Here is a 13,370-nt window from a genome sequence, read left to right on the forward strand (position 1 = left end):
GCTTCACTCGCGCGCCGAGACCGCCAGCCTGATCGCCAGCGCACCGAAGACCGCACCCATCAGCGTCTGCGGCAGGCGCGCGAGATGCGGGCGGCTGGCGAGGGCGTGGCCGAGCCGGCTCGCGGTCAGGATCACGATGCCATTCGTGATCAGCCCCATCAGGTTGAGGATCGTCGCCAGCACCATGACCTGAAGCACGACCGAGCCGGCATCCGGCTTCAGGAACTGCGGCAGCAAGGCGAGCATGAACAACGCCATCTTGGGGTTGAGCAGGTTGGTCAGCAGGCCCTGCATGAAGATGCGGCGCATCGAGACGGGGCTTGCCGTGGCGTCCGGTGCGAAGAGCGGGGTTCTCGAACGCAGCGTCGTCCAGGCGAGCCAGGCGAGATAGGCCGCGCCGACCCAGCGCAGGATGTCGTAGGCGGCCGGAACCAGGATGAAGAGCTGCGACAGCCCGAATGCGGCGGCGAAGGCCTGCAGATAGCTGCCCGCCGCGATGCCGGAATAGGTCAGGAAGCCGGCGACGCGGCCCTGGCTCAGGCTGCGCGACGCGATCAGCAGCATGTCGGGGCCGGGCGTCGCGGTCAGCACCGCGCAAGCTGCCGTAAAGAGAACCAGGGTCTGCAGGTCTTGCATCGGCCTCTCCGGAATCAAATGGCGGCGCGCGTGATGATGACGACTGAGCCTTGGGCGGCCAAGCTCCTTACAATTGAATATTTCCCTCTCGTTGATGTGGATGAAGCTCTGCGGGCTGTATCGCGCCTTGGCAGCAATGGTATCGTGACACCACGAATCAAGCCATTCGCGCGGGGGTGAGCGGCACATGTCCGACGAGTACGGTGAGAGCGGGCGTCCACCAGTAGGGCCGATCCAGTCGCTCAATCGCGTGATGCGGCTCGACGGGTCCGATGGCCTGTCGCATGAGGCCGGCGTCGAACTCGCCGGCTATGTCAAATGGTTCGACGTCAGCAAGGGCTATGGCTTCGTCGTCCCGGAGGATGGCGGCGCCGACGTACTCGTCCATGTCACCATCCTGAAGCGCGACGGCTTCAACGCCATTGCGGAGGGCGCGCGCATCGTGCTCGAGGCGATCGAGAAGACGCGTGGCCGGCAGGCGGTGCGTGTTCTGTCGATCGACACCAGCGCCGGGCGCCACCCCGCCGAATTGCCGATGGCGCGCACCAACGTCTCGGTCACGCCGACCAGCGGCCTCGAGCGCATGGTGGTGAAGTGGTTCAACCGCCTGCGTGGCTTCGGCTTCGTCTCGGCTGGCGAGGGCGCGCCGGATATCTTCGTCCATATGGAAACGCTGCGGCGCTATGGCCTGGTGGAGTTGATCCCGGGCCAGGCCGTGCTGGTGCGCTACGGCCCCGGGCCGAAAGGCCTGATGGCGGCCGAGATCCGGCTGGAGCAGGGCGGCGCGATCAGTTCGCACTGACGTTGCGAGCATGAGTTCCGTGACAAAGGGCGCCTGTGGCGCCCTTTTTTGTCGAGTCGCAATGGGCGGCGCCGGCCGGGCAGCGCTCCTTCTTGGCTTTCAGATAATTCACATGTTGATCTGTGGATTGATCTTATTTGCCGTTGAATTGTGCATAATGCTCATTGTAGAAGCAGGCTTCATCAATGAGTGCTGGCGCCGGCCTGTGAAGCTGTTCGATCCCATTCTTGCCGGCGCGACGATCTCGGAACGCTCGATTGCCTGTGCGGGCGCCTTCATCGCGGTAGCGCTGACGGCTGCGACGGGCTTTGCCTTCCCGGTTCACTCGCCATTGGTGGTCGCGCCGATCGGCGCGTCGGCGGTGCTGATCTTCGCGGTTCCAGCGAGCCCTCTGGCACAGCCCTGGCCGGTCGTTGGCGGAAACGTCATCTCGGCCTTCGTCGGTCTCGGCGTCGCCTGGGCTATTCCCGACATCACCATCGCGGCGGCCTGCGCCGTTGCGCTGGCGATCGCAGTCATGTCAGTGACGCGCTCGCTTCATCCGCCCGGCGGCGCGGTCGCATTGACCGCTGCGCTCGGCGGCCCCATTGCCGCGAAATGGGGCGTGCTGTTTCCGCTGGTGCCGATCGGGGTGAATTCGCTGTGCCTGGTTATGCTGGGAATGGCGTTCCACGCGCTGTCGCGCCGATCCTACCCGCATCGTGCTGCGGCGGCCAAAGTGGCTGCTCTCTCGGAAGGGGCGGCCGCCTTCAATCCAGAGGATATCGACGAGGCGCTGACGCAAATGGGCGATTCGTTCGACATTGCGCGCAACGATCTCGACCGGCTGCTGCAATTGGCCGAGGCCAATGCGGCGCGCCGTCAGGCGAGCAATTCCTGAACGCGGCCTCCGACGCAGCTTCGTTCTGCGTCGATGGCGGCTATCGGTTCCGGGTTCTTCGCGGGGTCAATCCGCGGGGGCCGACCATGAGCGGACCCGAGGGCGAAGCCCCGGAATCCCTCAGACCGCAAACGACGTCCCGCAGCCGCAGGAGCTGGTCGCGTTCGGGTTGGTGATGCGGAACGACTGACCCACCAGGTCGTCGACAAAATCGATCGTGCAGCCTTCGAGCAGATCGAGCGAGGTCTCGTCGATCAGCACGGTTGCGCCATCGCGCTCGATCACGAGGTCACCCGGCGCTTTTTCCCGGTCGACGTCGAAGATGTACTGGAAGCCGGAACAGCCGCCGCCGGCGACGCTGACGCGCAGCATCGAGCCGGGCGGCTCCTTTTCCATCACGGAGAGAATGCGGCTCGCGGCCTTGCCGGTGACGGCGACGCCGCGCGGATTGACCTCGATATCGGTCGACATGGCGAGCTCCTTGGGCAGATGCTCCTTGCACCCGGGTTGCCCACAAAGGTAATTGCGGGCACGCGCCTCTACAAGCAGGGGGCGATGACGGGTCCGCCATGCCGCATCAACAGAGCCTCGAACCCGAACCCGGCGACCGCTGGCGGGCGGTTTATGCCTGCCGCTCGAGCCTGAGTCGCGGTCGCCTGGTCGATGAGCCGAGCTCGCCGACGCGCAGCCAGTTCCAGCGCGACCGCGACCGCATCATCCATTCCACGGCCTTCCGGCGCCTCAAGCACAAGACGCAAGTCTTTGTTTCGCATGAGGGAGACCATTACCGCACGCGACTGACGCATACGATCGAGGTGGCGCAGATCGCGCGTGCGCTCGCCCGGGCGCTGGGGCTCGATGAGGATCTCGCCGAGGCGCTGGCGCTGGCGCATGATCTCGGCCACACGCCTTTCGGTCATACCGGCGAGGATGCGCTCGATGAATGCATGAAAGACTTCGGCGGCTTCGACCACAATGCCCAGACGCTGCGAATCGTCACCCGCCTGGAGCATCGCTATGCCGGCTTCGACGGGCTGAACCTGAGCTGGGAGACGCTGGAGGGGCTGGTCAAGCATAATGGCCCGCTGCTCGATGCCGATGGCCAGCCGACCGCGCGCTATGCGGATACCGGCATTCCCGCCGCGATCCTCGAATACCAGTCAGTGCAGGATCTCTGGCTCGACAGCCATGCCTCGGCGGAGGCGCAGGCTGCCGCGCTCGCCGACGACATCGCCTACAACGCCCATGATCTCGACGACGGTTTGCGTGCCGGGCTGTTCGAGCTTGCCGATTTGCGCAAGCTGCCGTTCCTGGCGGAATTGCTCGACGAGATCGAGCGGCTGCATCCCGGTCTCGCCAAGCCGCGCGCCACCAATGAGCTCGTCCGGCGCGTCATCACCCGCTTCGTCGAGGATGTGATCGCGGAGTCGCAGACCCGGATCGCGGCGCTGCAGCCGCAGGACGCCGATGCGGTCCGCCGGGCGGGCGCGCCCGTGATTGCCTTCTCCGGGGCGATCACGACGGCCGACAGCGAGATCAAGGCCTTCCTCTACCCCAATATGTATCGCCATCCGCGCATCGCCGAGATCCGGCGCAGGGCGGCCGATGTGGTGCGCGACCTGTTCTCGCGCTTCCTGGCCGAGCCCGGCGCGATGCCGGCGGAGTGGGGCGAGGGCTGCGATGCGCTCGATCCGCAGCGCCGGGCGCGGCGGATTTCGGACTATATCGCCGGCATGACCGACTGGTACGCGCTCGACGAACACCGCCGCCTGTTTGACGCCACCCCCTCGCTGCGATAGGGCCGGGCGCTTCCCTGCCAGCACGAACCACCGCCAAGAATGACCGCGATGAACCTGTTCGAGACCTATTCCGCCCGCGTCAACGCCGCGCTGGCGCGCTTGTCCGAGCGTGGTGCGCTTCCCGCCGGGCTCGATCTCCGCCGGGTCGTGGTCGAGCCGACCAAGGATGCCGCCCATGGCGACCTCGCGACCAATGCCGCGATGGTGCTGGCCAAGGAGGCGGGCACCAATCCGCGTGCGCTGGCGCAACTGATCTGCGAGGAACTCGCCAGCGATGAGACGATCGTCAAGACCGAGATCGCCGGGCCGGGCTTCATCAACCTGACGCTGCAGCCGGCGATCTTCACCGCGATCCTGAAGAGCGCGGTCGAGGCCGGGCTCGATTACGGCCGGGGCGCATTCAAGCCCGAGCCGAAGATCAATGTCGAATATGTCTCGGCCAATCCGACCGGGCCGATGCATGTCGGCCATGGCCGCGGCGCTGTCTTCGGCGATTCGCTCGCCAATGTGCTGGCTTTCGCCGGTCACAACGTGGCGCGGGAATATTACATCAACGATGCCGGCGCGCAGGTCGACGTGCTCGCCCGCTCCGCCTTCCTGCGCTATCGCGAGGCGCTGGGCGAGACGATCGGCGAGATCCCCGAGGGCTTGTATCCCGGCGACTATCTCGTCTCCGTCGGGCAGACGCTGGCCCAGGCGCATGGCGACGCCTTGCTGGCAAAGCCCGAATCCGAGTGGCTGCCGCTCGTCCGCGCGGTCGCGATCGACGGCATGATGGCGATGATCCGCGACGATCTTGCGGCGCTCGGCGTCGTCCACGACGTCTTCTTCTCCGAGCGCTCGCTGCAGAAGGTCGACGGCAATCTCGACGCGGTGGCCGAGACGATCGCGGACCTGCGCGCCCGCGACCTGATCTATGAGGGCCGCCTGCCGCCGCCCAAGGGCCAGAAGGACGAGGACTGGGAGGATCGCGAGCAGACGCTGTTCCGCGCCACCCGGTTCGGCGACGATGTCGACCGGCCGATCTTGAAGTCGGATGGCAGCTACACCTATTTCGCCAACGACATCGCCTATCACCGCTCCAAGTTCACGCGTGGCTTCACCGAGATGATCGACGTCTGGGGCGCCGACCATGGCGGCTACGTCAAGCGCATGCAGGCGGCTGTGAAGGCGGTGACCGGCGGGGCAGGGGCGCTCGACGTCAAGCTCTGCCAGCTCGTCCGGCTGCTGCGCAATGGCGAGCAGGTGCGCATGTCGAAGCGCTCGGGCGATTTCGTCACGCTGCGCGAGGTGATCGACGAGGTCGGCCGCGACGCGGTGCGCTTCATGATGATCTTCCGCAAGAACGACGCGACGCTCGACTTCGATCTCGCCAAGGTCGTCGAGCAGTCGAAGGACAACCCCGTCTTCTATGTCCAGTACGCGCATGCGCGCTGCGCCTCGATCTTCCGGCAGGCGCGGGAGGCCTTTCCCGATCTCGATCTGTCGCCCGTCAAGCTGGCTCAAGCGGATCTCGCCATGCTCACCGACGAGGCCGAGATCGGCATCGTCAAGATGATCGCGGCCTATCCCAGGATGATCGAGGGTGCAGCCCTGGCGCATGAGCCGCATCGGGTGGCCTTTTTCGTGCATGAGTTGGCGAGCGCCTTCCACTCGCTTTGGAACAAGGGCAAAGACTCGCCGCAATTACGGTTCGTTAATCAAACTGATCGAAAGTCGACGGAAGCGAGATTGGCGTTCGTGCATGCGGTGCGCAGCGTTCTTGCTTCCGGTCTGGCAGTCGCGGGTGTAGCGGCGCCGGAAGAGATGCGCTGACGGAACCTTCCGGCAGCGCGCACAAGGTCAATTTGACCGCGCGCGAGGTTCGGCGTTCCATTCGTCGCCTCGGCCCGCGCTGGAATGGATCATGCCATGAGTGAGCCAGCTAGAAACCGTTTCGCCCTCGACCTCGAAGATCTCGAGCGTCAGCTTCGCGGCGCGGCCCAGGCCCCCAAGCCGGGCCAAGCCTCGGATCCGCTCGCGGAACTGACGCGCATCGTCGGGCAGGACGATCCGCTGAAGGATATCTTCGCCCATCGTGGTCAGCCGGCAGCAGTGCCGCAGCCGGTACAGTCCTGGCAACAGCCGGCGCAGTCCTGGCAGCCGCCGCGGCAGGAGCCCTCCTTCGCGCCCGCTCCGGTTCCGCCGAAGCCGGAGAGCTCCGCGCCGCCGGCAGAGCTGCGCGGCGCGCTCGACGAGTTCGAGGCGCTGCTGCGGCGCACCGACGTTGCTCGACCGGCTACGAGCCCGGCACCCGCGCCCGCCCCCGACGCGCATTATGACGAGCCCGAGGAGCATGGCTTCCACCTGCCGGAGCCGCAGAGCTATCAGCGACCCGCTTCGGTGCAAGGCGTGGCCGATGCGCCGCGCGACCTCGATCAGGAGGCCGGCGGCTATTCCTATGCCTATGAGCAGTCCGGCGGCTACAGCCAGCCGGCCATGTCCGAGCCGGCCGACCAGCCGATGATGGCGGAGGACGATGCGCCCGATCTCGAGCCGCGCCGTTCGCGCAAGGGCATGTGGCTGCTGGCCTCCGTCGCCGTCGTCGGCATCGTCGGCGTTGCCGGCGCGTCGTTCTTCCGTTCGTCGGGCGTGGCCAACAAGGACGGATCGCCGCTGGTGATCAACGCCGATCGCGGCCCGACCAAGGTCGAGCCGACCAATCCCGGCGGCACCGAGATTCCAAACCAGAACAAGCAGATCTACGAAAAGGTCGGACAGGCTCCCTCGACCCAGACCCAGGTGGTCAGCCGCGAGGAGCAGCCGGTCGACGTCCAGCAGGCCGCGCGGACCATGCCGGCGCGTGTCGTTCTGCCTGGCCCCGGTTCCTCCGTGGTCACCGGCGGTACTGACACCTCCGGCACGACCAACCCGCTGGCGAACGCTCCCGCCGTGCCCGAGCGCAGTGCGATGCCGGCGGAGCCCGCCCTGATGCCGGGACCCGCCGTTCCGGGTCTGGGCGAGCCGCGCCGCGTGCGCACCGTCGCGATCCGGCCCGACGGCACGCCCGCGCCGCCTCCGGGCGCGAGCGGCAACGGCAATGTCAACGCTGTATCGCCGTCGGTCACGGGTTCGGCTCCCGCCAAGCTCACCGCGCCTGCCGCGAGCAATCCGAACGCGACGGCGGCCAACAGCTTGCCGCGCCCGCGTCCTGCCACGACGCCCGAGGCCGCCAAAGTGCAGGAGCGCGTCGCGACGCCTGCGCCCGCGACCACGCCGCCTCTGCGCGTCGCCAGCGCCGCTCCGGCTACGACGAATGCCGCTCCGGCTACGGCCGCGATCCGCGCCGGCACTGGCGATTTCGCGGTGCAGCTCGGCGCGCCCGGCAGCGAGGCGGAAGCGCGCGCCACCTTCTCGGCGCTGCAACGCAAATATCCCAATCAGTTGGGCGGCCAGGCGCCGATCGTGCGCAAGACCGAACTCGCCGGCGGCAAGACCGTCTACCGCCTGCGCGTCGGCCCTTATTCGCGCGACGACGCCACGGCCGTGTGCACGCAGCTGCAGACGGCCGGCGGCCAGTGCTTCATCGCCAAGAATTGAGCGAGCCAGAGCTGAGCAGGCGTCAGCTGTCGCATAGCGCCTGACCTACGATAAAAAGGCCGCCGGCAGCGCCCAGTCGCTGCCGGCGGCTTTTCCGTTCGGCCTGCGGCGCATGACGCTACCGCATGGTTGGGGTTCAAGCGCGGGCCCAGTGCGGGTAGCGTCGCCGCCCAGCTTGCGCATGTCCTGGCTGGAGCGAGTCCCGGTCAGGGCGAGGGCAGGGCGCGAGACAAGAATTCCCAGAGACACAAGAAACCGAGGAAACCCATGGATCGTCGTACATTCGTCAAGGCGGCAGGCACGGGCGCTGCCGTCGGCGGCACAGCCATCGCCGCACCCTCCATCGCCCAGACGCAGCCCAAGGTCAGCTGGCGCCTAACCTCGAGCTATCCCAAGAGCCTGGACACGCTCTATGGCCTCAGCACGCAGGTCGCCAAGCGCGTCGGCGAGCTCACCGACAACCAGTTCCAGATCCAGGTCTTCGCACCCGGCGAGATCGTGCCTGGTCTGCAGGCGCTCGACGCCGTCCAGAACGGCACGGTCGAGTGCAGCCATACGCTGTCGAGCTTTTATATCGGCAAGGACCCGGCCTTCGCCTTCGAGACCTCGCTGCCCTTCGGCTTCAATACGCGCCAGCAGAACGCCTGGCTCTACCAGGGCGGTGGGCTCGAACTGTGCCGCGCCTTCATGAAGGGCTATAACTGCTACACGATCCCGTCGGGCAACACCGGCGCCCAGATGGGCGGCTGGTTCCGCAAGGAGATCAAGACGCTCGAAGACCTGAAGGGGCTGAAGTTCCGCATTGCGGGCCTCGGCGGGCGCATCATGGCGCGGCTCGGCGTCGTGCCGCAGCAGATCGCCGGCGGCGACATCTATCCGGCTCTGGAGCGCGGCACGCTCGACGCTGTCGAGTTTTCCGGCCCGCTCGACGACGAAAAGCTCGGTTTCCAGCGCGTGGCGAAATACTACTACTATCCGGGGTTCTGGGAGGGCTGCGCCAATGTCAGCTTCGTCGCCAACCTCGACAAGTGGAACGAGCTGCCGCCGGCCTACAAGGCCGCGCTCGAGGCCGCATGCTCGGAAGCCAACGCCCTGTGCGTGGCCAAATACGATCATGGCAATCCCGACGCCTTGTTGCGGCTGGCGGCCGCCGGAGCCGAATTGCGCCCCTTCCCGCAGGAGGTGATGCAGGCGGCGTTCAAGGAGGCCTTCGCGCTTTATGGCGAGCTCGCCGCGAGCAACCCGGCCTTCAAGACCTTCTATGATTCGTTCCTGCCCTATTGGAAGAAGGAGCAGCTCTGGTTCCGGATCGCCGAGCTGCCTTTCGACGCCTTCAACGCTCAGATGTCGGCACAGATGCGCTGAGAAGGCCTGCAGGCCGTCATTGCGTGCGTAGCGAAGCAATCCGGGTGTGTTTGCACCAAGTCCCTCTGGGTTGCTTCGTCGCTTGCGCTCCTCGCAAGGACGGGTGCGCTTGACCGCGCCCGCGCCTGTTCCTACCCCAGTCACATGACCTCACGCGCCTTCATCGCCGGCTGCCTCGGCACGAGCCTGACCCAGGACGAGCGCGCCTTCTTCAGGGAGGCGCGGCCCTGGGGCTTCATCCTGTTCAAGCGCAACACGCAATCGCCTGAGCAGGTCGCGGCCCTGACGGCGCAGATGCGCGAGACCGTCGGCTGGCACGCGCCGATCCTGATCGACCAGGAGGGCGGGCGGGTCCAGCGCATGGGGCCGCCGCATTGGCCGGCCTATCCGCCGGCACGGGCGTTCCTGGGTATCAATGATCCCGTGCGACAGCGCGAAATCGTACGGCTTTCGGCGCGGCTGATGGCGCATGACCTGAAATCCGTCGGCATCGATGTCGATTGCCTGCCGGTGCTCGACGTTCCCGTCGCCGGCAGCCACGACGTCATCGGCAACCGCGCCTATGCGCATGAACCCGACATGATCGCGCGGCTCGGCCGGGCGGCGGCCGAGGGGCTGATCGCGGGCGGCGTGCTGCCGGTGATCAAGCACATGCCCGGCCATGGCCGCGCCAGGGCCGACAGTCATCACGACCTGCCGGTGGTCGAGGCCTCGCTGGCGGAGTTGCGGGCGAGCGATTTCCGCCCCTTCCGGCATCTCGCCGACATGCCGATGGCAATGACGGCCCATGTCGTCTTCTCCGCGCTGGACCCGAAGCATCCGGCGACGGTGTCGAAGACGATCGTTCGCGAGATCATGCGCGGCGAACTCGGCTTCGACGGTCTGATCATGACCGACGATATTTCGATGAAGGCGCTCGCGGGCGATTTCGCCGGGAAGGCCAGGGCGGCGATCCGCGCCGGTGTCGATGTCGTGCTGCATTGCCACGGCATCATGGCGGAGATGGTGGCGATCGCCGGCGCCGTGCCGGAGATGACAGGCGCGCGCGGCCGCCGCGCTGCCATGGCGCTCGCCCGCATCCGGCACGAGCCCGAGCCTCTGGATGTGAATGAAGCGAGGGCGCAGCTTGCAAGCGCGCTTGCCTTGAGCGCCTGAACAGCCGAACCTGCGGCCTTCGTGGGGGTGGGGCCTGTCCGGCACCGTAGCCCTCATCCTGAAGAGCGGACGGACGTCTGCGTTTTGACGGATGCTCCAGAGCGCGCTGAAGCATCCTTCGAGACGCCGCTTCGCGGCTCCCCAGGATGAGGGCTGCGAGTGGGCAGGCGCCATCAAAGAGGGGGCGGCCGGCTATGGCGGCGCAACTGCCATTCGAGGATGACGGCCCGCGCCGCGAGGACGAGCCCGCGCTCCTCGTCGATGTCGACGGCTATGAAGGTCCGCTCGACCTGCTGCTCGATCTGGCGCGGCGCCAGAAGGTCGATCTGCACCGCATCTCGATCCTGGCCCTGGCCGAGCAATATCTCGCCTTCGTCGAGCAGGCGCGGGCGCTCAGGCTCGAACTGGCGGCCGATTATCTCGTGATGGCGGCCTGGCTGGCCTATCTCAAATCCCGCCTGCTGCTGCCCGAGCCGCCCAAGGGCGAGGAGCCGAGCGCGGCCGACCTTGCCACCGCGCTCGCCTTGCGCCTGCGCCGGCTGGAAGCGATCCGCGAGGCGTCGCGCCGGCTCGCCTCGCGCGAACGGCTGGGGCAGGATGTTTTTGCGCGCGGTGCGCCCGAGGCGATCGTGGCGGGCGCGCGCCCGGTCTGGGAAGCCGAGCTCTACGATCTGCTCGCGGCCTATGCGCAGCAGCGCCAGAGGCGCGTCCAGGGCCATATCTCCGTCGGCCACCGCATCGTCTGGTCGCTGGTCGAGGCGCGCGAGGCCTTGCAGCGTCTCGTCGGCGAGGCGGGCGATTGGACCGCGATCGACCCTTATCTCGCGCGCTACATGACCTCGCATGGCCTGCCGGCGCGCGAGATGACGGCGACGGTCAGGGCCTCGGCGCTGTCGGCGATGCTGGAAATGGTGAAGGAGGGCGCGCTCGATCTGCGCCAGGACGAGGCCTTCGCGCCGCTCTATCTGCGCCGCCGCTCGGCACGGCCGCCGACCTTGCCGTTGTGAGCGGGCGATGACGGTGGCGATGACCGAGCATTTCGACGAGGAGGATGATGGCGGCGAGGCCGAAGTGCTGGCCCTGGCGACGCGCATTGTCGAGGCGCTGCTCTTCGCCTCGGCCATGCCGTTGAGCGCCGAGGAACTGGCGCGCTCGGTGCCGGCCGGCGTCGATGTCGCGCAGGTGCTGGAGCATCTTATCGATCTCTACGCGCCGCGCGGGGTGAATCTGCGCCTGGTCGCGGGCGGCTTCGCCTTCCGCACCGCGCCCGATCTCGGCTATCTGCTGGCGGCCGAGGCCGAGCCGCCGCGCAAGTTGTCGCGGGCGGCGCTCGAGGTGCTCTCGATCATCGCCTATCACCAGCCGGTGACGCGGGCCGAGATCGAGGAGATTCGCGGCGTCGCCACCGCCAAGGGCACGCTCGACATCCTGCTGGAGGCAGGCTGGGTGCGCCTGCGTGGCCGCCGGCGCTCGCCCGGGCGGCCGGTGACCTATGGCACGACGCCGGGTTTCCTCGACCATTTCGGCCTCGACCGCATCGACGACCTGCCCGGCCTCGAAGAGCTCAAGGGCTCGGGCTTCATCGAGGGGCGGCTGACCAAGGACCTCACCGTGCCGATTCCCGATGATGATCCGGATCTGCGCGCCGACGAGGATCCGCTCGGCGACCTCTTCACGCCGCTTGACGACGGCGAAGGGCCGCCGCACACGGCGGATGAGTAAACTGCAGGCGATCACCACACCCGCCCGTCATCCCGGACGCAGCCCTCGGGTCTGATCTTCGATCGGCCCAAGGATGAACCCCGCGGAGATCCGGGATCCGAAGCACGTCATGGTCGGGCTTGACCCGACCATCTCGGAAACCAGAGCACTCTGGTCATGAGATTCTCGGAGCAAGCCCGAGAATGACGCTCTACGATGGACCCCGGATCGGCGCGGCTTCGCCGCCTGTCCGGGATGACGGGTGTGGTTCCTGAATGAACTGGAACGGATTTTGGCGTCGAATGAGACCAAGGCGCGCTGGCTGAGCTGGGGCAGGCGAGGGACGGCCGGCGCCGCGATCCCGATGGCGCTTGGATTCGACCGGGTGACGCAGCGCTTCGGCGATGTGACGGCTTTGAGCGAGGTCAGCCTGTCCATCGAGCCCGGCGAGGTCGTGGCCCTGCTTGGCCAGTCGGGCTGCGGCAAGACGACGCTGCTCAGGCTTGCAGCCGGCGTCGAGCGGCCGAGCTCCGGGCGCGTGCTGCTGGAGGGCAGCGATGTGTCCTCGCCGCAAGGCTTCGTCGAGCCGGAGCAGCGCGGCGTCGGGCTGGTCTTCCAGGACTATGCGCTGTTCCCGCATCTGAGCGTGCGCGAGAATGTTCGCTTCGGCCTGCGCGGCTATGACGAGGCATCCGCCGAGGCGACCGCGCTGCGCGCCATCGCCCGCGTCGGTCTTGCCGATCTCAGCGAGGCTTATCCACATATGTTGTCGGGCGGCGAGCAGCAGCGCGTCGCGCTGGCCCGCGCCATAGCGCCGCGCCCCGGCGTGCTCTTGATGGACGAACCCTTCTCCAATCTCGACCGGCGCCTGCGCGATGTGGTGCGCGACGAGACGGCGGCACTGCTCAAGGAAACCGGCGCGACCTCGATCATCGTGACGCATGATCCAGAGGATGCGATGCGCATGGCCGACCGCATCGTGCTGATGCGCGCGGGCAGGATCGTCCAGATCGGCACGGGCGAACAGCTTTACCGTCAGCCCAACAGCCTCTTTGCCGCCCGATTCTTCTGCGATTTTACCGAGATAGAAGGCCGTGTCCTGCGTGGCGCGGTGGATACGCCGGTGGGACGGTTTCCGGCGGGCGAGCTTGGCGAAGGCGCGCAGGCCGTGGTCTGCATCCGGCCGCAAGCGATCCGATTGATGCCGGAGGGGTTCTGCCTGCCTGGCCGTGTCGTGACGCGGCGCTTCCTCGGCGAGGTCGACCACGTCCTGCTCGCGGTCTCGGGCTTCGACCGGCCGCTGCTCGCGCGGGTGTCGCTCACCGGGAGCGTTCGCGAGGGCGACGATGTCGGCATCGATATTCCCACGGATGAAGTTCTTGTGTTCCCTGCGGGGGACACATAGGTTCCGCCACAAGAAGTTGGCCGAGGCTCAACGCCCGGCCGCACTGTA

12 protein-coding genes are annotated in these 13,370 nt (G+C 67.2%); 10 read left to right on the plus strand and 2 right to left on the minus strand.

All coding sequences use genetic code 11. The features are described 5' to 3' along the window. Nucleotides 1-3: 3 nt before the first annotated feature. The gene (locus tag CYD53_RS07475; protein ID WP_103717446.1) at nucleotides 4-636 is read right to left on the minus strand and encodes a LysE family translocator; all 633 of its coding nucleotides are present in this window, start codon (nucleotides 634-636) and stop codon (nucleotides 4-6) included. Between the two features lie 187 nt (nucleotides 637-823). Here CYD53_RS07475 and CYD53_RS07480 point away from each other — a divergent pair, with 187 nt between their 5' ends. Both CYD53_RS07480 and CYD53_RS07485 read left to right on the plus strand, forming a co-directional pair. After that, a complete protein-coding gene (locus CYD53_RS07480) occupies nucleotides 824-1,438 on the plus strand; it encodes a cold-shock protein (protein WP_092177661.1) in 615 nt (204 codons plus the stop codon). A 61-nt stretch (nucleotides 1,439-1,499) separates the two neighbouring features. Beyond that, on the plus strand, nucleotides 1,500-2,318 hold the full coding sequence (locus tag CYD53_RS07485) for an HPP family protein (protein WP_245928126.1): 819 nt from the start codon (nucleotides 1,500-1,502) through the stop codon (nucleotides 2,316-2,318). 120 nt (nucleotides 2,319-2,438) lie between these two features. Here CYD53_RS07485 and CYD53_RS07490 read toward each other — a convergent pair whose 3' ends face one another. After that, a complete protein-coding gene (locus CYD53_RS07490; RefSeq protein ID WP_092177659.1) occupies nucleotides 2,439-2,789 on the minus strand; it encodes a HesB/IscA family protein in 351 nt (116 codons plus the stop codon). Between the two features lie 98 nt (nucleotides 2,790-2,887). On the opposite strand from CYD53_RS07490, the gene CYD53_RS07495 reads away from it, so the two are divergent. The 8 genes from CYD53_RS07495 (at nucleotide 2,888) to CYD53_RS07530 (ending at nucleotide 13,322) form a co-directional block, all read left to right on the plus strand. After that, nucleotides 2,888-4,117 carry a deoxyguanosinetriphosphate triphosphohydrolase gene (locus CYD53_RS07495; protein WP_103717448.1) on the plus strand — a complete coding sequence of 410 codons (1,230 nt, stop codon included), beginning with the start codon at nucleotides 2,888-2,890 and terminating at the stop codon, nucleotides 4,115-4,117. 48 nt (nucleotides 4,118-4,165) lie between these two features. After that, entirely contained in the window at nucleotides 4,166-5,932 is a 1,767-nt protein-coding gene (gene argS / locus CYD53_RS07500; RefSeq protein ID WP_103717563.1) for an arginine--tRNA ligase, read from the plus strand. 96 nt (nucleotides 5,933-6,028) lie between these two features. Then, complete coding sequence (locus CYD53_RS07505) at nucleotides 6,029-7,696, plus strand: SPOR domain-containing protein (RefSeq protein WP_103717449.1); 1,668 nt, start codon at nucleotides 6,029-6,031, stop codon at nucleotides 7,694-7,696. 267 nt (nucleotides 7,697-7,963) lie between these two features. Then, complete coding sequence (locus CYD53_RS07510) at nucleotides 7,964-9,061, plus strand: TRAP transporter substrate-binding protein (protein ID WP_103717450.1); 1,098 nt, start codon at nucleotides 7,964-7,966, stop codon at nucleotides 9,059-9,061. A 144-nt stretch (nucleotides 9,062-9,205) separates the two neighbouring features. Beyond that, the gene (gene nagZ / locus CYD53_RS07515) at nucleotides 9,206-10,216 is read left to right on the plus strand and encodes a beta-N-acetylhexosaminidase (protein WP_103717451.1); all 1,011 of its coding nucleotides are present in this window, start codon (nucleotides 9,206-9,208) and stop codon (nucleotides 10,214-10,216) included. 194 nt (nucleotides 10,217-10,410) lie between these two features. Next, nucleotides 10,411-11,223, plus strand: a complete 813-nt coding sequence (locus CYD53_RS07520; RefSeq protein ID WP_103717452.1) for a segregation and condensation protein A — start codon at nucleotides 10,411-10,413, stop codon at nucleotides 11,221-11,223. 7 nt (nucleotides 11,224-11,230) lie between these two features. Next, complete coding sequence (gene scpB, locus CYD53_RS07525) at nucleotides 11,231-11,938, plus strand: SMC-Scp complex subunit ScpB (RefSeq protein WP_103717453.1); 708 nt, start codon at nucleotides 11,231-11,233, stop codon at nucleotides 11,936-11,938. Between the two features lie 271 nt (nucleotides 11,939-12,209). After that, entirely contained in the window at nucleotides 12,210-13,322 is a 1,113-nt protein-coding gene (locus tag CYD53_RS07530) for an ABC transporter ATP-binding protein (RefSeq protein WP_245928127.1), read from the plus strand. Nucleotides 13,323-13,370: the final 48 nt, after the last annotated feature.

Source organism: Allobosea psychrotolerans (genome assembly GCF_002917105.1).
In the GTDB taxonomy this organism is placed as follows: domain Bacteria; phylum Pseudomonadota; class Alphaproteobacteria; order Rhizobiales; family Beijerinckiaceae; genus Allobosea; species Allobosea psychrotolerans.